This is a genomic window from Curtobacterium guangdongense (assembly GCF_049341845.1).
Lineage (GTDB): Bacteria > Actinomycetota > Actinomycetes > Actinomycetales > Microbacteriaceae > Curtobacterium > Curtobacterium guangdongense.
Window position 1 is genome coordinate 68,106 of sequence record NZ_JBMPIT010000007.1, and the last position, 17,991, is coordinate 86,096.

23 protein-coding genes are annotated in these 17,991 nt (G+C 71.9%); 15 read left to right on the forward strand and 8 right to left on the reverse strand.

The annotated features are described in order from the left end of the window. Window positions 1–5: 5 nt before the first annotated feature. The 9 genes from ACO0E1_RS12370 to hemL all read left to right on the forward strand — a co-directional run bounded on the left by ACO0E1_RS12370 (window position 6) and on the right by hemL (window position 7,108). Window positions 6–260, forward strand: coding sequence for a hypothetical protein (locus ACO0E1_RS12370; protein ID WP_281266412.1), 255 nt, complete (start codon window positions 6–8; stop codon window positions 258–260). After that, a complete protein-coding gene (locus ACO0E1_RS12375; protein WP_402727658.1) occupies window positions 257–715 on the forward strand; it encodes a phage holin family protein in 459 nt (152 codons plus the stop codon). The genes ACO0E1_RS12370 and ACO0E1_RS12375 overlap by 4 nt, the downstream gene beginning before the upstream one ends. Window positions 716–741: 26 nt before the next feature. Continuing rightward, the gene (locus tag ACO0E1_RS12380) at window positions 742–978 is read left to right on the forward strand and encodes a DUF3618 domain-containing protein (RefSeq protein ID WP_422874463.1); all 237 of its coding nucleotides are present in this window, start codon (window positions 742–744) and stop codon (window positions 976–978) included. Between the two features lie 84 nt (window positions 979–1,062). Continuing rightward, the gene (gene hemQ, locus ACO0E1_RS12385; protein ID WP_422874464.1) at window positions 1,063–1,797 is read left to right on the forward strand and encodes a hydrogen peroxide-dependent heme synthase; all 735 of its coding nucleotides are present in this window, start codon (window positions 1,063–1,065) and stop codon (window positions 1,795–1,797) included. Further along, window positions 1,794–3,029 carry a ferrochelatase gene (locus tag ACO0E1_RS12390; RefSeq protein WP_422874465.1) on the forward strand — a complete coding sequence of 412 codons (1,236 nt, stop codon included), beginning with the start codon at window positions 1,794–1,796 and terminating at the stop codon, window positions 3,027–3,029. The genes hemQ and ACO0E1_RS12390 overlap by 4 nt, the downstream gene beginning before the upstream one ends. Then, window positions 3,026–3,985: a hydroxymethylbilane synthase gene (hemC, locus tag ACO0E1_RS12395; protein WP_422874466.1), complete on the forward strand. Its 960-nt coding sequence runs from the start codon at window positions 3,026–3,028 to the stop codon at window positions 3,983–3,985. The genes ACO0E1_RS12390 and hemC overlap by 4 nt, the downstream gene beginning before the upstream one ends. 29 nt (window positions 3,986–4,014) lie before the next feature. Further along, on the forward strand, window positions 4,015–4,767 hold the full coding sequence (locus tag ACO0E1_RS12400) for a uroporphyrinogen-III synthase (RefSeq protein WP_422874709.1): 753 nt from the start codon (window positions 4,015–4,017) through the stop codon (window positions 4,765–4,767). Continuing rightward, window positions 4,764–5,756 carry a porphobilinogen synthase gene (hemB, locus tag ACO0E1_RS12405; protein WP_422874467.1) on the forward strand — a complete coding sequence of 331 codons (993 nt, stop codon included), beginning with the start codon at window positions 4,764–4,766 and terminating at the stop codon, window positions 5,754–5,756. The genes ACO0E1_RS12400 and hemB overlap by 4 nt, the downstream gene beginning before the upstream one ends. Next, window positions 5,756–7,108, forward strand: a complete 1,353-nt coding sequence (gene hemL / locus ACO0E1_RS12410) for a glutamate-1-semialdehyde 2,1-aminomutase (protein ID WP_422874468.1) — start codon at window positions 5,756–5,758, stop codon at window positions 7,106–7,108. Before hemB ends, hemL begins: the two co-directional genes overlap by 1 nt. A 105-nt stretch (window positions 7,109–7,213) precedes the next feature. On the opposite strand, the gene ACO0E1_RS12415 is transcribed toward hemL, so the two are convergent. Beyond that, window positions 7,214–7,462: a hypothetical protein gene (locus tag ACO0E1_RS12415; RefSeq protein ID WP_422874469.1), complete on the reverse strand. Its 249-nt coding sequence runs from the start codon at window positions 7,460–7,462 to the stop codon at window positions 7,214–7,216. A gap of 464 nt (window positions 7,463–7,926) precedes the next feature. On the opposite strand from ACO0E1_RS12415, the gene ACO0E1_RS12420 reads away from it, so the two are divergent. Then, window positions 7,927–8,388: a DIP1984 family protein gene (locus ACO0E1_RS12420; RefSeq protein ID WP_422874470.1), complete on the forward strand. Its 462-nt coding sequence runs from the start codon at window positions 7,927–7,929 to the stop codon at window positions 8,386–8,388. A 223-nt stretch (window positions 8,389–8,611) separates the two neighbouring features. Here the strand turns inward: ACO0E1_RS12420 and ACO0E1_RS12425 are convergent, their stop codons facing one another. The 5 genes from ACO0E1_RS12425 to ACO0E1_RS12445 form a co-directional block, all read right to left on the reverse strand. Beyond that, entirely contained in the window at window positions 8,612–9,397 is a 786-nt protein-coding gene (locus ACO0E1_RS12425; protein WP_422874471.1) for an ABC transporter ATP-binding protein, read from the reverse strand. Beyond that, window positions 9,394–10,758: an FCD domain-containing protein gene (locus tag ACO0E1_RS12430; RefSeq protein ID WP_422874472.1), complete on the reverse strand. Its 1,365-nt coding sequence runs from the start codon at window positions 10,756–10,758 to the stop codon at window positions 9,394–9,396. Before ACO0E1_RS12430 ends, ACO0E1_RS12425 begins: the two co-directional genes overlap by 4 nt. Window positions 10,759–10,760: 2 nt before the next feature. Continuing rightward, window positions 10,761–11,429 carry a GntR family transcriptional regulator gene (locus tag ACO0E1_RS12435; RefSeq protein WP_422874473.1) on the reverse strand — a complete coding sequence of 223 codons (669 nt, stop codon included), beginning with the start codon at window positions 11,427–11,429 and terminating at the stop codon, window positions 10,761–10,763. Between the two features lie 89 nt (window positions 11,430–11,518). Continuing rightward, window positions 11,519–12,496 (reverse strand): MDR family oxidoreductase, encoded by a 978-nt coding sequence (locus ACO0E1_RS12440; protein ID WP_422874474.1) that lies wholly within the window; start codon window positions 12,494–12,496, stop codon window positions 11,519–11,521. Window positions 12,497–12,534: 38 nt separating this feature from the next. After that, window positions 12,535–13,563, reverse strand: coding sequence for a 6-phosphofructokinase (locus tag ACO0E1_RS12445; protein WP_422874475.1), 1,029 nt, complete (start codon window positions 13,561–13,563; stop codon window positions 12,535–12,537). 74 nt (window positions 13,564–13,637) lie between these two features. On the opposite strand from ACO0E1_RS12445, the gene ACO0E1_RS12450 reads away from it, so the two are divergent. After that, window positions 13,638–14,591: a DNA-3-methyladenine glycosylase family protein gene (locus ACO0E1_RS12450; RefSeq protein ID WP_422874476.1), complete on the forward strand. Its 954-nt coding sequence runs from the start codon at window positions 13,638–13,640 to the stop codon at window positions 14,589–14,591. A gap of 26 nt (window positions 14,592–14,617) precedes the next feature. Beyond that, on the forward strand, window positions 14,618–14,803 hold the full coding sequence (locus tag ACO0E1_RS12455) for a hypothetical protein (RefSeq protein WP_422874477.1): 186 nt from the start codon (window positions 14,618–14,620) through the stop codon (window positions 14,801–14,803). A gap of 11 nt (window positions 14,804–14,814) precedes the next feature. On the opposite strand, the gene ACO0E1_RS12460 is transcribed toward ACO0E1_RS12455, so the two are convergent. Further along, entirely contained in the window at window positions 14,815–15,396 is a 582-nt protein-coding gene (locus ACO0E1_RS12460; protein WP_422874478.1) for a COG4315 family predicted lipoprotein, read from the reverse strand. A 139-nt stretch (window positions 15,397–15,535) separates the two neighbouring features. On the opposite strand from ACO0E1_RS12460, the gene ACO0E1_RS12465 reads away from it, so the two are divergent. Genes ACO0E1_RS12465 through ACO0E1_RS12475 form a run of 3 tightly spaced genes read left to right on the forward strand, consistent with a single transcriptional unit; the run spans window position 15,536 to window position 17,426 of the window. Further along, window positions 15,536–16,219, forward strand: a complete 684-nt coding sequence (locus ACO0E1_RS12465; protein WP_422874479.1) for a YceI family protein — start codon at window positions 15,536–15,538, stop codon at window positions 16,217–16,219. Beyond that, window positions 16,216–16,731 carry a sigma-70 family RNA polymerase sigma factor gene (locus ACO0E1_RS12470; protein ID WP_422874480.1) on the forward strand — a complete coding sequence of 172 codons (516 nt, stop codon included), beginning with the start codon at window positions 16,216–16,218 and terminating at the stop codon, window positions 16,729–16,731. Before ACO0E1_RS12465 ends, ACO0E1_RS12470 begins: the two co-directional genes overlap by 4 nt. Next, a complete protein-coding gene (locus tag ACO0E1_RS12475) occupies window positions 16,728–17,426 on the forward strand; it encodes an anti-sigma factor family protein (RefSeq protein WP_422874481.1) in 699 nt (232 codons plus the stop codon). The genes ACO0E1_RS12470 and ACO0E1_RS12475 overlap by 4 nt, the downstream gene beginning before the upstream one ends. A 12-nt stretch (window positions 17,427–17,438) precedes the next feature. Here the strand turns inward: ACO0E1_RS12475 and ACO0E1_RS12480 are convergent, their stop codons facing one another. Continuing rightward, window positions 17,439–17,906 (reverse strand): MarR family winged helix-turn-helix transcriptional regulator, encoded by a 468-nt coding sequence (locus ACO0E1_RS12480; RefSeq protein WP_422874482.1) that lies wholly within the window; start codon window positions 17,904–17,906, stop codon window positions 17,439–17,441. Window positions 17,907–17,991: the final 85 nt, after the last annotated feature.

The following is a 17,991-nucleotide window of genomic DNA, read 5'->3' on the forward strand; positions in this document are numbered from 1 at the left end:
GAACCATGCGAGGCAGGCTCCTGTTCGTCGCCGGCGCAGCACTCGGGTACGTCCTGGGATCGCGAGCCGGACGGGCGCGGTACGAGCAGATCAAGACCGTCACCGGCAAGATCTGGAACAGCAACGGCGTCCAGCAGGGCGTCCACACCGTCGAGGAGTTCGTCGCGGACAAGACGCCCGACGTGGCCGAGTTCGTCGGTGAGCAGACCAAGAAGGTCGTCCGCAAGGTCGGCCAGAAGAAGGACGCCCAGGCCTCATGACCGACACCCGTGACCGGAAACCGCGATCGCTGTTCGGTCTCGTCGGGGACGTCCCACAGCTCGTCAAGAACCTCGTCAAGGGTGAGATCGCGCTCCTCAAGGCCGAGCTCGTCGGCAAGGCGAAGGTCTTCGCCATCGCCGCGGGGCTGCTCATCGCGGCGCTCGTCATCGTGCTCTATGCGATCGGCGTCCTGCTGACGGCGGCCGTGATGGGCCTCGCGACGGTGATGCCCGCGTGGCTGGCGGCGCTGGTCGTCGCCTTCGTGATGCTCGTCGTCGCCGCGATCCTCGGGCTCGTCGGCTGGAAGCGCTTCAAGAAGGGGCTGCCGATCACGCCGAAGCGCACGATCGACAGCGTGAAGAACGACATCAACGCGGTGAAGGGCATGGGCAAGAAGCCCACGCCCGAGACCCAGCACGCGTCCCGCAAGCCGGACGTCGGCGGCCGGTTCTGACGCCCGTACCATCTCCGGAGGAACCCGTGACCGACCAGCACCCCCACGACCAGCTCGCCGACGACGTCGCCAAGACCCGGGCCCAGCTCTTCGACACCCTCGACGCGATCGAGGACAAGCTCAACGTGCCGAAGCAGATCGGCATCGCTGCGTCGAAGGTGAAGCGCGGTGTGGTCGTAAAACGTCCCCCGTACCTGGCCGGGCTCGCAGCGGGCGTGGCGGTGGTCGGGGGTATCGTCATCACGGTGCTCCGACGGCGGTAGACCCCTTCGACGGGCGGCCCGTCGGGCGGGGGAGATCGGCAGCGGGCGAACCATTACCTTGCGACCGATAGGACAATGGACCTCATGAGTTCCACCGTGCCCCCGCACGACGCAACACCGCACGAGACCGACCCCGCCACCGGGATCGACCCGAACCTCCTCACCGCGTATGCGTTGTGGGCCGTGTTCCGTCGCCCCCTCGGTCCGATCCACACGGTCGGCCCCGATGCGGTCGCCGAGCTGGACGCCGTCATCGCCGCCGCCGCCGATCGCGGCGTGACCATCCGTGGGTTCTACGACGTCTCCGGCTTCCGTGCCGACGCCGACGTCATGGTCTGGCTGCACGGCGACGACGCGCAGGCGATCCAGGCCGTGCTGCGCGAGATCCGCCGGACCGGGCTGTTCCAGGACGCCGAACCGGTGTGGCACGTGATGGCGATGCACCGCGAAGCCGAGTTCAACAAGCGGCACACCCCCGCGTTCCTCCGTGGCAAGGACCCCGAGGCGTGGATCACGGTGTACCCGTTCGTCCGCTCCTACGAGTGGTACCTCCTGCCCGAGGAAGAGCGCAGCACGATGCTCCGCGACCACGGGATCGCCGGCGCGAAGTACCGCCGTGTCCTGACGAACACCATCGCCACCTTCGCCCTGAGCGACTACGAGTGGATACTGCCGCTCGAGAGCCCCGACCTGGTGGACCTCGTCGACCTGATGCGCGACCTGCGCTACACCGAGGCGCGCATGCACGTGCGCGAAGAGGTCCCGTTCTTCACCGGTCGTCGGGTGACGACCGCCGAGCTGCCGGAGGTCCTGTCATGACCGACACGTCGAAGATCACGAACGGTCAGCTGGTGATCGCCGCGACCCCCGCCGCCGCGGACGGCCCCGAGCACGTCGAGACCCCGGTGGCGTACGACGCCATCCTGCTCGCCGGGTTCGGCGGACCGGAGGGCCAGGACGACGTCATCCCGTTCCTCCGCAACGTCACGCGTGGCCGGGGCATCCCGGACGAGCGGCTCGAAGAGGTCGCGCACCACTACCGCCACTTCGGCGGCGTCAGCCCGATCAACGCCCAGAACCGGGCGCTGAAGGCCGCGCTCGAGGCCGAGCTCGCCGCGCGCGGGATCGACATGCCGGTCCTGTGGGGCAACCGCAACTGGGAGCCGTACCTCGAGGACGCCTTCACCGAGGCGGCCGAGCAGGGCCACACCAAGCTCATCGCCATCGCCACGAGCGCCTACTCGTCGTTCTCGAGCTGCCGGCAGTACCGCGAGGACTACGCCCGCGTGCTCGACGCCACCGGCCTGATCGACACGATCCAGGTCGACAAGGTCCGGCAGTTCTTCGACCACCCGGGCTTCGTCCGGCCGTTCGTCGACGGTGTGCGGGACGGCATGGCGCAGGCGATCGCCGAGAACGACGGACTCGACGTCGCGAGCGAGCTGCAGATCCTGTTCTCGACGCACTCGATCCCCTCGACCGACGCCGCCAAGTCCGGTCCGGACTTCCGTGGCTTCGGCGACGGCGGTGCGTACGCCGCCCAGCACGAGGCCGTGGCGCAGGTCGTCCTCGACCAGGCGTGGGCGGAGCTGCTCGAGCAGCCGGAGCACGCGCACCTGCAGGGCACGACGAAGCCGGCGTGGAAGCTCGTCTACCAGTCGCGCTCCGGCCCGCCGACGCAGCCGTGGCTCGAGCCCGACATCAACGACTACATGAACGAGGAGCTCAAGGGCGGCCCCACCCGCGCGGTGCTCATCGTGCCGCTCGGCTTCGTGAGCGACCACATGGAGGTCATGTGGGACCTCGACGAAGAGGCGACCGAGACCGCCCAGGAGCTCGGCTTCTGGTCGATCCGGACGCAGACGCCCGGCGTCGACCCGGCGTACGTCACCGGGCTCGTCGACCTGGTGCTCGAGCGCGTCAACGGCACCCCGACCGCGGAGCGTCCGCACATGACGGACATCGGCCCCTGGTACGACGTCTGCCGTCCGGGGTGCTGCGAGAACGAGCGTGCCGGGTTCAAGCCGGCGGCGGCCGGGCTCGCACCGTGACCGACGCGCCCGCTCCCATCCGGCTCGGGACCCGCGCCAGCCGGCTCGCGGTCGCGCAGTCGCAGGACATCGCCGACCGCCTGTCGAAGGCGTCAGGTCGTCCGGTCGAACTCGTCACGGTCACGAGCGAGGGGGACACGAACCGCGCGTCCCTGGCGTCGCTCGGCGGCACCGGCGTGTTCGCCAGTGCCCTGCGCGAGGCCCTCGTCGCGAACGAGGTCGACGTCCTCGTGCACTCGCTCAAGGACCTGCCGACGGCGCCGTACCCGGGGCTCACGATCGGCGCGGTGCCGAAGCGCGCCGACGCCCGTGACGTCCTGGTCGCCCGCAACGCCGCCACGCTCGACTCCCTGCCGGAGGGTGCGAAGGTCGGCACGGGCTCGCCTCGTCGCGTCGCGCAGCTCAAGGCGAAGCGCCCGGACCTCGAGGTCGTCGACATCCGCGGCAACATCGACACCCGCATGGGCCGCGTCGAGGACGACCTCGACGCCGTGGTGCTCGCCGCCGCCGGCCTCGGCCGCATCGAGCGACTGAACGAGGCGACCGAGCTCCTCGACCTCGGGTTCTGGCCGAGTGCTCCCGGGCAGGGGGCGCTCGCGGTCGAGATCCGTTCCGACGAATCCGACCGGAACCTCCTGGCCGCGCTCCGCAAGATCGAGCACGCGGCGACGCGACTGACCGTCTCGGCCGAGCGTCGAGTCCTCGAGAAGCTCGAGGCGGGCTGCTCCGCTCCGATCGGCGCGACGGCCATCGTCGACGCCGAGATGCTGCTCGTCTCGGCCACGGTCTACCGACCCGACGGGTCCGAGTACCGCACCGCGTCGCACGCCGCCGTCCTCGACGGCTCGGCGCAGGAGCGTCTCGCCGACGCGCTCGAGGTCGGTGACCGCGTCGCGGCCGAGCTCCTCGAGAACGGTGCCGCCGACCTGGCGGACATCGCGACGTCGTCGGAGTAGCCACGAACACCCCGGCGCCCGTCGTCGTCATCCCGCGGGGTGGCGGCTGGGGCGACCGTGTCGCCGCGGCCGCGCGCGAGCGCGGGCTGGACCCACGGATCGTCCCGCTGATCTCGTCGGCACCGCCCGTGGATCCGGTCCCGTTGGAGACGGCGGCCGGGAGGCTCGGATCGCCACCCGCTGCCGGTGACGGAACCAGCGTGGCTGGTTACGAATGGATCGTGGTGACCAGTGCGACGGCGGTGCGCGTCCTCGCCGGACGCGTGGCGGTCCTCCCGTCCGGGGTCCGCGTGGCGGCGGTCGGCGACCGCACCGCGCGGGCCGCCCACGAGGTGGGCTGGGCCGTCCACCTCGTCCCGGCGGAGGCGTCGGCGCGCGGGCTCGTCGACGCGTTCCCGGACGTGTCCGGCACCGTGCTGTTCCCGCGGTCGGACATCGCCGCGCCCACCGTCGTCGGCGGTCTGCGCGCTCGCGGCATCGACGTGGACGACGTGGTCGCGTACCGTACCGTGGGGACCGGCGACGAGCCGGTCTCCCTCGACACGGTGCCGGATGCGGTCCTCGTGACGAGCGGCAGCGTCGCCCGCGAGATCGCCCGCCGGATGACCCCGCTCGATCCCCGCACGCTCGTGGCGTGCATCGGCCCCGGAACCGCCGCCGACGCCCGCGCCGCGGGATTGCGCGTGCACGTCGTGGCTCCGGCCCGCTCCGCAGAATCCCTGCTCGACGCCGTCGTCGAGACCCTGAACCAGAACGCCCCCGAACAGGAAGGCACCCCGTGACCGGCCGCTTCCCCCAGGTCCGCCCCCGCCGACTCCGCGCCACCCCGGCGATGCGTCGTCTGGTGGCCGAGACCCGTCTCCACCCCTCCGAGCTCGTGCTGCCGATGTTCATCCGCGAGGGCGCGACCGCCGCCGTCCCGATCTCGAGCATGCCGGGTGTCGAACAACACTCGCTCGACTCGTTCCGGCGGGCCCTCGTCGACGCCGCCGACGCCGGGATCGGTGGGGTGAACCTGTTCGGCGTGCCCGTCTCGAAGGACGCGACCGGTTCGGGTGCGACCGACCCCGACGGCATCCTCAACGTGGCGATCCGCGTCGCGCGCGAAGAGGTGGGTGACGCGCTCGTCGTGCAGTCCGACCTGTGCCTCGACGAGTTCACCGACCACGGGCACTGCGGTGTCCTGGCGGCGGACGGCAGCGTCGACAACGACGCGACCCTGCTGCGCTACCGCGACATGGCGGTCGCCCAGGCCGAGGCCGGCGCCGAGCTCGTCTGCATGAGCGGCATGATGGACGGCCAGATCGCCGCCGCACGTGATGCTCTCGACGCCGCGGGGTTCACCGGCACCGCACTCCTCGCCTACGCGGCGAAGTACGCGTCGGCGTTCTACGGTCCCTTCCGCGAGGCCGTGTCGTCGTCGCTCGTCGGTGACCGGCGGACCTACCAGATCGACGCCGCGAACGGACGCCAGGGACTCCGCGAGGTCGCACTGGACGTGGACGAAGGCGCCGACATCGTGATGGTGAAGCCCGCGATGAGCTACCTCGACGTCCTCGCGTCGACCGCTGCGACGTCGCCGGTCCCGGTCTGGGCGTACCAGATCTCCGGCGAGTACGCGATGATCACCGCGGCGGCGCAGAACGGCTGGATCGACCGCGACGCAGCCGCGATGGAGTCGCTCGTCGGCATCAAGCGCGCCGGCGCCGACGCGATCCTGACCTACTTTGCGGTCGACATCGCCCGCACGCTCCGCCAGGAAGGCATCTGATGACGACCGCAGCTTCTCCCATGACGAACGGCCAGCTCTTCGGCCGCGCGAAGAAGAGCATCCCCGGCGGCGTGAACTCGCCGGTCCGTGCCTACGGTTCCGTCGGCGGCACCCCGCGGTTCCTGGTGTCCGCGAAGGGGCCGTACGTCACCGACGCCGAGGGGCGCGAGTACGTCGACATGGTCGCGTCGTGGGGGCCCGCGATCCTGGGACACGCACACCCGGGTACCGTCGAGGCCGTCCAGCAGGCCGCCGCACGCGGGCTGTCGTTCGGTGCGTCGACGCCCGGGGAGACCGAGCTCGCCGAACTCGTGAAGCAGCGGGTCTCCGTCGATGGTGACGGCCCGATCGAGAAGCTCCGACTCGTGTCCACCGGGACCGAGGCCACGATGACGGCGATCCGGCTCGCCCGCGGGTACACCGGGCGGGACCTGCTCGTGAAGTTCGCCGGGCACTACCACGGCCACTCCGACTCCCTGCTGGCCGAAGCCGGCTCCGGCGTCGCGACGCTCGCGCTCCCCGGGAGTGCCGGCATCACCGCGGAGACGGCGGCGCAGACCCTCGTGCTGCCGTACAACGACCTCGACGCCGTCCGCCGCGCGTTCGACGAGCACTCCGAGCGCATCGCCGGTGTCATCGTCGAAGCCGCCGCCGCGAACATGGGTGTGCTCGCACCGGAGCGTGGCTTCAACCGGGCGCTCGCGCAGATCGTGCAGTCCCATGGCGCGCTGCTCATCGTCGACGAGGTCCTCACCGGGTTCCGCGTCGGGTCCGCCGGGTGGTGGGGGCTCGAGGCGTCGAAGGTCGTGCCCGACGGTGCCGGGTGGAAGCCCGACCTGATCACGTTCGGCAAGGTCATCGGCGGCGGCATGCCCCTCGCCGCGCTCGGTGGTCGACGCGAGGTCATGGACTTCCTCGCTCCGCTCGGCCCCGTCTACCAGGCAGGGACGCTCTCCGGGAACCCGCTCGCGGTGGCCGCCGGGATCGCCACGCTCCGTGCGGCGACGGCATCGCTCTACGAGTCGCTGAACCGGACGGCGTCGGTGATCTCGACGGCGACGTCGGAGGCGCTGTCGGCCGAGGGGGTCGCGCACACCGTCCAGCGTGCCGGGAACCTGTTCTCCTTCGCGTTCTCGGAGCAGGCTCCGCGTAACTACGACGACGTGCGGGCGCAGGACGCCTGGCGGTACGCGCCGTTCTTCCACGCGATGCTCGACGCCGGTGTGACGCTGCCGCCGAGTGTGTTCGAGGCGTGGTTCGTCACGGCTGCCCACGACGACCGTGCCGTCGGGCGGGTGCTCGACGCGCTGCCCGCTGCGGCGAAGGCGGCTGCAGCGGCGACGGCCCCCTGAGGGCTCGGCCCGCTCGGCCCGCTCGGCCCACTCGTCTCGGTCGTCCCGCTCGTCCGAGCGGGACGACGGGCGCCGGGGCAGGGCGAACCCCGGCGCCCGTCGGTCTCAGCTGGCCAGCTGTGCTCGGCGGTCCTCGAGCTCGCGGATGTACTCCGCGAGTGCTTCTTCGGAGCCGAGCTCGCGGAGGAAGAGTGCCCGACCCGCTGCCGCGGCTTCGGCGCCGACCTGCGCTGGGCCGTCCCAGGCGTGGTCGAGTGTGCCGTCTGCGATGGCGTCACTGAGGGCTTCGTACTCGTCGTCACTCCACCTGCGGTACTCGGTCTCGGCGAGCAGTGCGTGGACGTCGATTGCCATTCGGGAACCTCTCTCGTAGCCGTCGGTACTTCGGACCGAGCGGCATCACGTGGAACACGACCATCGGAGCGGTGGGTCGTGGTGGGAACTTCAGGAGGACCTCGAGTTCGCGACGGGTCGTCGAGCGCTCGGGGCCGATGAACACCCAGACCGTCCAGCCGTCCGGCTGGGTGCTGAGATGTCGTTCGTAGGTGGCGTGGACGATGGCGTGGGACGCGTCGGCGCGGGAGACGCCGTGCTTGTCGGCGGAGTCGGTCCAGATCGGGGTCACTTCCGACCTCGGTTCCGCAATGAAAGCGTAGACGACGAACCGGTCCGGTGGCGGATGATGTACAACATGTTGTGACCGTACGGAGCCGGACTCATCCTCCGCGGGCGCAGCCGGGGAACTGTGGACAGGAGCGCTCTCCACAGGCGCTCTCCACGGGCGGACGCGTCACTCGGCGGCCTGGTTGGATGGCGGCATGCAACTCGCCGAAGCGCTCATCGAGCGGGCCGACCTGCAGAAGCGCATCGAGCAGCTCCGCGCCCGGATCGCGGGGAACGCCCGCTACCAGGAGGGCGAGGAGCCGGACGAGGACGCCGCCGCGCTCCTGGTCGAAGCCGAGTCGGCGATCGACGCGCTGGAGTCACTCGTCGCCCGCATCAACGCGACGAACTCCGCCACCGTGCTCCCCGACGGCACGACCGTGACCACGTTGCTGGCGCGCCGTGACGCCCTCCGGCTCCGGCACGCGCTGGTCACCGGCGCAGCGGATGCGACGACCGGCGGTGGCTCGTACCGGCAGATGCGCAGCGAGCTCCGCACGTTCGCCGCGCTGCCGACGGCGGAGCTCCGGTCACGTGCGGACGGCCTCGCGAAGGAGCTCCGCGAGCTCGACGCGACGATCCAGCGCACGAACTGGGAGGTCGCCCTGGCGGACTGACACGACGAGCACGCGGTGCGTCGGTAGGCGGACCGGGGCGGGTACGGACCCGATGGACCGGCGGGTGATCCGGTCCTCTGTCGGCGCCGTGGGCAGCGCCAGGCGCAAGCCGTGTACATCGCAGCCCAGCACCGAGCACCGGTGACGGCGTACAGGGCACATCGCAGAACCGCGTACCGACCGGACCACCGAGGGTGGGACAGGGGACAGCACCGCGTCCCGGCTAGGCCGAACGCCGAGCGTGCCAGCGCCCTTCCGCGCGCACGATGGCGAGCGGGAAGTCGAACGCGTGCGACACGGCGGACGACGTGATCACCTCGTCGGCGGTGCCCTGCGCGACGGCGGCACCGTCGCGGAGCAGCATCGCGTGGGACGTGGACGCCGGCAGGTCCTCGAGGTGGTGGGTGACCATCACGCTGCCGAGGTCGGGGTGTCGCCCGCGGAGGGCGTCGATCGTCTCCAGGAGGTGCTCGCGCGCGGCGACGTCGAGCCCCGTCGCGGGCTCGTCGAGGAGCAGGAGCTCCGGCTCCGACATCAGTGCTCGGGCGATGAGCGCACGCCCGCGTTCACCCTGCGACAGGACCGGCCACCGGGAGTCGCGACGGGCCGTGAGTCCCACCGAGGCGATGTGCTCCTCGGCGCGTGCGACCTCGTCCGCCGTCGGCTCCCACCGCATCATGAGGTCCGTCGTCCCGGTCAGCCCGGTCAGGACGGTCTCGAACACGGTCAGCGGGGAGAGCATGCGGTGGCGCGGGTCGACGTGCCCGATGTGCTCGCGGAGTGCTCGGACGTCGACCCGGCCGAGCGGCGAACCGAGGACCTCGACGGTGCCGGCGGTGGGGTGCCCGGTCGCCCCGAGGACGGCGAGCAGCGTCGACTTGCCGGCGCCGTTCGGTCCGAGCAGGGCCCAGTGCTCGCCGCGCCGGACGGTCAGGTCGATGTCGTGCAGGAGGTCTCGGCCGGACCGGGTCACCCGGACACCGGCGGCACTGATGAGGACGTCGTTCACGACTCCATCGTCCCGTACCGGGTGCGGACGTCGGCGACGTGCGCGTCGAAGTGGGTGCCGAGCGCGTGAAACGCCTCCGACACGGTGTCGGCGTCACGGGAGTGGACTGCCTGGTCGAGCAGCTGGAGGAAGTCCTCGACCGCCCACTGCCGGAACGGCGGCGGCTCCGGCAGGATGTACGCCAACCGCGAGATCACGACGCTCGTCGTCTGCCGCATGGCGCGGTTCGGGGTGCGGAGCGCGAAGAACCTGGCGATCTCGAGCAGCGTGGCCGTGTACGCGAAGTCCCGGACCCTGGCCTCACGCCGGACCCGAGCGACCAGGGCGTCCAGCTCGGCGACGTCCGCGTCGGTCAGGTCCGCGATGCAGCTCCGTGCACACATCTCCTGCAGGCCGAGCAGCAGCCCGATCGTCTGCGCCCAGTCGTCGACCGTCGGCGTCGTCACCAGGACGCTGTCGTCGCGGTCGGGACCGGCGGCGACCAGCCCCATCACCTCGAGCCGCCGGATCATCGGCAACAGGCGCTGCAGGGGGACCCGGAACCGTGCGGTGAGGTCCCGGAACGCGTACGAGCGCCCGGGCTCGAGCGACCCGTCGCGCACGGAGCCGAGGAGCTCGAACCAGTCGTCGTCCGCCCGCCAGTCGGCCCAGTAGAGGGTCTCCGATGCTCCGCCCGCCGGGTGGACCAGGGTGTCGGGTTCCCGGCCGATTTCTCGCGCGCTCTCCGCCAGGTAGCGGCTCCACAGCCGTGCGAACACGTGCGCGGCGCGTTCGGCGCTCCGGACGTCCCGGAGGCGGAGCGCCTGCAACGAGGAGGCCAGCCACGCCTCGACGTCCGGGTTCCGCCACGGGGGCCTGGTGGCGAGGCCGTAGCGGGTCTGCTGCATCGACCGCACGAGGAGGCGTGGCGTGAAGGACTCCGGGCCCGTGCCCGCCCAGAAGTCGAGCGTCGCGAGCACCGTCGTGTCGAGCTCGTCGCCACGGTCGGCAGCCGCGCGACGTGCAGCGGCCACGAGGGTGGCGTAGCGCTCGACGTCCTCGTCCGTCGCGACGGGCACCAGGGCGCGCATCGCCACCTCGACGACACCGACGAGCAACCAGGTGCCCTCGGCCCACGCCACCGGGTCGAGCGGCGGGAACCGCACCACGTCGCCGGGCAGCACGCGGGCCAGGCCGATGTCCGCGAGCCGCTGCAGGGCGCCCTCGAGCACCGCGGGGTGCACGGCGAACCGATCACAGAGCGCGAGCACGTCGTAGTCGGTGTCGTCGCGGAGCGTGCCGTCCCGGATGCCGGCGAGCACGGTGACGAACGCCTCGTCGAACACGGGACGACGGTCACCGCTCGAGCGCGCGCCGTCCATGGTCAGCCGCGCGCGGCTCGCACCGACTCGATGTGCTGCTCGAAGTTGCGCGTGAGTGCACGCCCGGCCTCGGCCGCGGTCTCGCCGTCGCGGTCCTCGAGCGCGGAACGCAGGATGGAGAAGAACGCCTCGGACTCGTACTGCTCGAACGCCGGCGTCGGGTTGAGCGTGAAGCGCACGCGCTCCAGGGCGCCGTCGGCGGCGACCTGCACGAGCGGGTTGCCGCAGTGCGCGATCGCGAACTCGACGATCTCGGTGACGGCCCCGCTGAACCCGTAGTCGCGGACCTTCCGGAGGCTGTCGGCGCGGTCGAGGAGCTTCTCGAGCGCGGCGGCATCGGCGTCGGTGTACTCGGGAACGCCCCAGCGCAAGCTGAGTTCGAAGAACCCGGCCATGGCGCGCGTGGCGATCACCCAATCGTCGATCGTCGGGGTCGCGACGCGGGTGTACCGGTTCGCTTCCATCTCGACGAGCCCGATGTCGACGAGCTTCGCGATCGCCTCGCGGATCGGGGTGCGGCTCACCCCGAGCCACTGCACCAGCTCGTCGTCGTTGAGGCGTTCGCCGTGCTGGAGCGTGCCGTCGCGGAGCGCCGCGAGCATCTTGTCGTAGACGACGTCCCGCAGGAGCTTCCGGGGCGAGTTCTCGACGGTGGACTTCGGGACCGGCATCCGGGTGCTCCTCACATTGCGGACGTTTGGAATTCCAATCCTAACGTGTCAATATGCAAGCGCTTGTAGAATAATAGTATTGCAGAACGTCAGTACGATGTATCGACGATCGTCCGCCCGTGGACCTGGCCGGCGACGATCGACGGCCCGAGCCCGATCGCCTCGGAGAGTCCGACCGTGCGGGTGACGGAGGCGAGCAGGGCCGGGTCGAGTTCGGCGGCGAGCAGGTCCCATGCCTCGCGCCGGAGCGCACCCGGAGCGTCCACCGAGTTGATGCCGAGCAGCGACACCCCGCGCAGGATGAACGGCAGCACCGTCGTCGGCAGCTGGACGTCCTGGGCCAGCCCGCAGGCCGTCACCGCGCCACCCCAGCGGGTCGAGGCGAGCAGGTTCGCGAGCGTCGCGCCGCCCACGCTGTCCACCGCGCCGGCCCACACCGCCTTCTGCATCGGCTTGCCGCGCTCCCCGAGCGGTCCGCGGTCGACGACGTCCGTCGCACCCAACGCCCGGAGCGACTCCGCGTTGCCCGGCCGGCCCGTCGAGGCGGTCACGCGGTACCCGCGCCCGGCGAGGAGGGGGATGGCGACCGAGCCGACGCCGCCGGAGGACCCCGTCACGAGGACCGGGCCGTCCGACGGGTCGACGAAACGGGCGAGCGCCAGCACGCTGAGCGCTGCCGTGAACCCCGCGGTGCCGATCGCGGCGGCGAAGTCCTCCGGCACCGAGTCCGGCAGCACCACGAGCGACGCCGACGGCACGACCGCCTGGGTCGCCCACCCGCCGTGCCGCGTCTCACCGGCACCGGCGCCGTTCAGGACCACGCGGTCGCCGATCGCCACGTCGTGCACCCCGGGGCCGAGTGCGGAGACCGTCCCGACCACGTCGATCCCCGGTACGAGCGGGTCGATCCGGGCGACGCCGGGGTCTCCGGCCAGCGCGAGCCCGTCCTTGTAGTTGACGCTGGAGTACGAGACGTCGACGAGGGCTTCGCCCTCACCGGGGTCCGACAGGTCCACGGACGTGACGGCGGGGGCACTGGAACTGGAGACGAGGACGGCGCGGGTCACGCGCCGAACGCTACCCCGAGCCTCCCGGCTCCGGACCGTCAGCCGAACAGGATGGCGGCCTCGTCGAACCGCGACTGCGGCACGGTCTTCAACTCGCCCAGCGCGTCCTCGAACGAGACGTGCACGATGTCCGTCCCGCGCAGCGCCACCATCCGGCCCCAGCGTTCCTCGACCACGGAGTCGATCGCAGCCAGTCCCAGGCGCGTCGAGAGCACCCGGTCGTACGCGGTCGGGGTGCCGCCGCGCTGGATGTGGCCGAGCGTCGTCGCGCGCGTCTCGATGCCCGTCATCTCCTCGATGAGCGGTGCCAGGCGCTCGCCGATGCCCCCGAGCCGCGGACGGCCGAAGGCGTCGAGCCCGCGCTCCGAGTGGGCGTTGTCCTCGTGGTCGGGCACGAACCCCTCGGCCACGACGACGAGCGGCGCGCGTCCGCGGTCGTAGGCGGACTGCACCCACCCGGCGATCTGCTCCATGCTCGTCTTCTGCTCCGGGATGAGGATGGCGTGCGCGCCCGATGCCATGCCCGAGTGCAGTGCGATCCAGCCGACGTGCCGGCCCATGACCTCGGCGACCATGCAGCGGGAGTGCGACTCGCCGGTGGTGCGGAGGCGGTCCATCGCCTCGGTCGCGATCTCGACGGCGGTGTCGAACCCGAACGTGTAGTCGGTGGCACCGAGGTCGTTGTCGACGGTCTTCGGGACGCCGACGATCTTCAGCCCGGCATCGGTGAGCCGCTTCGCCGCCGCCAGGGTGCCCTCGCCGCCGATCGCGATGATCGCGTCGATGCCATGGCGCTCGAGGTTCGCCTGGATGTTCTCCACGCCGCCCTTCTCGCCCTCGAACGGGTTCGTGCGGCTCGTCCCGAGGATGGTGCCGCCCTGCTTCGCGATGCCCTGGATGTCCTTGCGGCCGAGCGGCACGATGTCCGCCTCGACGACGCCGCGCCAGCCGTCGCGGAAGCCCACGAACTCGTGGCCGTGGATAGCGATGCCCTTGAGGACCGCCGCACGGATGACCGCGTTGAGGCCGGGGCAGTCGCCGCCGGAGGTGAGGATGCCGATGCGCATGGTGGGACTCCGATGTCGGGTGTGTGGATCAGGTCCCATCTTGGCCGACGGTGGTTTCGCTTACCATCCCTGTCATGCGCCTCGCCCGTCTCGACCCGGCTCCGACCGGCGGCGTGCGACGGTTCGACACGGTCTACCGACCAGGAGGCCCGGTGCACGTGGCCGCGACGCTCCGGCCCCTGCAACGCGGCTCCGGCGACCCGGCGTTCCGGGTGGTCGGCCCCGACGTGTGGCTCGCGCTCCGTACGCCGGACGGGGCGGCCTCGGTGGTGATCCGGCAGGCCGGGGACACGATCGGGATCTCCGCGTGGGGCGACGGCGCGGAGTGGGCGGTCGAGCACGGTCCGGACCTGGTCGGACGCGGGGACGACTGGTCCGACCTCGACGTGTCCTCGCACGCGTTCCTCGCCGACGCCCGGCACCGGCAGCCGGGACTGCGGTTGTGTCGCACGAACACGGTCGTCGCGATGCTCGTGCCGGCGATCATGGAGCAGAAGGTCACCTCCCGGCAGGCCTGGGGTGCGTGGCGGTACCTGCTGCGCAAGTACGGCACTCCCGCGCCGGGGCCCGCGCCCGTCGGCATGATCGTGCCGCCGTCCGCCGCCGAGTGGGCGAAGGTCCCGAGCTGGGAGTGGCACCGGGCCGGCATCGAACCCGGGCGCTCGGCGACGGTGATGCGTGCGGTGAAGGTCGCCCCGGCGCTCGAACGGACGCTGTCGCTCGGCCGCGGGGGCACCGTCGTGGCCGCCCGGCTGCAGTCGATCCCCGGGATCGGGAAGTGGACCGCTGCCGAGACGGCGCAGCGCTCCCACGGCGACCCCGACTCCCCGAGCGTCGGCGACTTCCACGTGCCGGCGCTCGTCGGGTGGGCGCTGACCGGTGGCCCGGTCGACGACGACGGCATGCTCGAGCTCCTCGAACCATGGCGTGGGCACCGCGAGCGGGTCGTGCGGCTCATCGGCGGCAGCGGTTTCCGGAAGCCCGCGTTCGGTCCCCGCATGACGATCCAGGACCACCGCCACCACTGACCCCGCCCGCGGGATAGGGTCCGAGCATGGGGTGGTGGATCGGAGCCGCGGTCGTGTTCGTCGGCCTCGTCGTGTTCTGGGTGTGGATGGCGAAGTTCACCGACTTCGGTGCTCGCTCGCGGGCCTTCGAGCAGAGTGACCAGGAGCTCGCCGACGCGCTGCGCGAGGCCCAGCGCGGTCAGGACCAGGCGAACTTCTACCACCACCGCTGATCCGCCCGGGGCTACTTCTGCTCGGTGCCGTCGGGGTTCACGACGTACCAGACCCCGCCGACGCCCTGCCCGGTGACGTCGCCCGGCTTCGCATCGGCCGCGTAGGTGTAGATCGGGCGACCGTCGACCGTGACCTGGAGCTTCCCGTCGACGCCGGTGATCGTGCCGACCTCGCCCGTCACCCCGGACACGGCGGGCTTCGCCGTGTCGGACTCGATCGCCGGCCAGGCGGCGGCGCACCCTCCTGAGCAGGCACTCTTGCCGGAACCCTTCACGTCCTCGTCGTACAAGTACGCGGTCATGCCCGTGCCGTCGACCACGATGGTGCCGAGCGAGGTGGATGCCGTCGCGATGCCGTCGTCGGCGCCGTGCCCGCCGCCGCTGTCGCCGCCCTTGTCGGCGGTGCCGTACGCGCCGCCGGACGACGGCGCACCCGACGACGACGCAGACGACGACGAGGACGCCGACGTGGTCGGAGCGGACGAACCGCCCGACGACGCCGACGACCCGGCTGAACAGCCCGCGAGCGTCGCGACCGCGACCGCGACGCCCGCGACCATCAGCACGGAACGGGTGGAACGTGTGGTGCGCATGGGTGACCCCTGTCCTGCGGGGCCGAGCCGGGCCTCCCGGCATGAGCGGACCCGCTCACCGGTGACACGGGTCGTCGGACCGGATCGTTCGATCCCGATCCGCATTGAACGATCTCGCCCCCTGCGTCGTTTCCCGGGCATGAGGACTCGGACCAAGGTGCTGCTCGGGATCGCCGCCGGCGTGGTCGTCATCGGCACGGCCGGTGTGATCGGCGGACCGATCGTCTACGCGAACCTCGTGAACGGCGCTGCCGACGCGGCCCCGACGCTCGCCCCGACCGGCGGGGCGACGCTCGACCCGGCCGATGCCGACGGCACGTGGCGGGCGGGGAACGACTCCTTCGCCGGGTACCGGGTGCACGAGGTCCTCCGGGGCCAGGATGTGACCGTGACCGGACGCACGAAGGACGTCGACGCCACCGCCACCGTGGACGACGGCTCGCTCGAGCGCGCGACGGTCACCGTGCAGGTCGCCTCGATCGCCACACCGGAGTCCGCCCGCGACGAGTACTTCCGCTCCCAGGCCCTGCAGACCGACCGCTTCCCGACCGCGACCTTCCGCGTCACCGACCCCGTCGACGTGCGGGTGGCGCTCGTCGGCACCGACCAGGACGTGACGCTTCGCGGCGACCTGACGATGCACGGCGTGACGAAGACGGTGGAGGCGGACGCGCAGCTCGGCGTCGACGGCGACGGGCACGTCCAGGTCGCCGGGTCGATCCCGGTCACGTTCGCCGACTACGGCGTCCAGGCGCCGGACCTCGGGTTCGTGAAGGTCGACGGCTCCGGCGCGGTCGAGTTCTCCCTCGAGCTGACGCGGTGACCGTGGGGGAGCGTCCGGCGGACGAGCTGCTCGTGGCGCTGCACGCCGAGCACGGGGATGCGCTGCTGCGGTACGTGCGGCACCTCACCGCGGACCGGGCGCTCGCCGACGACGTCGTGCAGGAGACCCTGGTCCGGGCGTGGCAGCGACCAGCGGTGCTCGAGCGCGAGCCCGATGCTGCTCGGGCCTGGCTCTTCACCGTGGCGCGGAACCTGGTCGTCGACGACGCCCGCTCCGCTCGACACCGCCGCGAGTTCGGCAGCGACGAACCCGTCGACGACGTGCAGCCCGACCGGACGGACGCCGTGCTCGACGGCATCGTCGTCGCCGACGCGCTCGCCGCACTCTCGCCGGAGCACCGCCGCGTCGTCGTCGACGCGTACTGGCTCGGCCACACCGTCCCCGAGATCGCCCGACGCCACGGCATCCCTGAGGGCACCGCGAAGTCCCGCCTGCACTACGGCCTCCGCGCACTCCGACTCGCACTGCAGGAACGAGGGGTGACCCGATGACCGAGGACCGCTACCGGGACTGGGACGCCGCGTACGTGCTCGGCTCGCTGCCGAGCGACGAACGGCTCGAGTACGAGCGGCACCTGGAGACGTGCGCCGCGTGCCGCGCCGCCGTCGCGGAACTGGCCGGCATGCCGGGCCTGCTCGGTCGGTTGCCGGCCGAGGACGCCGTCGCGATCGCGGACCCCGACGGGAGGCCCGACCCGGCTCCGGCACGCCCGCTCGCCACCGTCGCACACCGGGTCAGGAGCCGTCGTCGCCGCCGTCGGGTCCTGGTCACCGTGACCGCGGGGCTCGCCGTCGTGGCCGCCGTGCTCGGCGGGGTCGCGATCGGCGCGGCGCGGGTCGGTCCGGCCCCGACGTCCGTCTCCGCGGGGGCAGAGCGCTACGCGATGTCGCCGGTCGCGGCCGCCGGGCTGCGGATCGACCTCGACGTGACCCGGAAGGCCTGGGGGACCCGGTTCGACTGGGGGTGCACGTACGGCGGGCGCGACTGGGGGAACGGCAGCAGCGTCATGTACGACCTCGTCGTGGTGCGGAAGGACGGCACCGACGAGACCGTCGCCTCGTGGACGGCGTCCGGGCGCTCGGCTGCCGGTCTCGCGGCGGCGACGGACGTGCCGCTCGGCTCCATCGAGTCGGTCGAGGTCCGGTTGCACGGCGACACGAGGACCCTCGCGACGGTCCGGATCTGAGTGACGGACGGGTCAGTCGTGCACGGGATCGACCGGGCCGAGCGCGGCCTGGACCCGGGCGCTGACCGACCGCAGCGTGCCCGCGTCGTTGCCCACGGGCTTCCAGAACAGCTGCTCGAGCGCGGCGGTGTGCGCGCGGATCCCGGCGAGCACCGCGCGGCGGCCGTCCGGCGTCATCACGACCCAGCTGCCGCGGCCGTCCGTCGGGCAGTCCGCACGCTCCACCAGGCCGCGGGACACCATGCGCGTGACCTGGTGGCTGACGCGCGACTTCTCCCAGCCGATGCCGGCCGCGACGTCCCGCACGCGCAGTCGGTGGTCCGGTTGCCGGTGCAGCCCGATCAGGATCTCGAACTCCGGGATCGAGATGCCCGCGCCGTGTTGGACCGCGTGGTCGAGGGCGCGGTCGAGGCGTCTCCACACGTCGTGGTACGCGTCCCAGGTGGCCCAGTCGTGGCCGCCATCGCCCTGCTTCGACATGCGAGCAAGCGTATCCCGCTGACACATCGCTGACTGTTGGCCAGCACTCGGCGCGCTCCGAGGTGAGGTCGGTGCTGCGGCATAC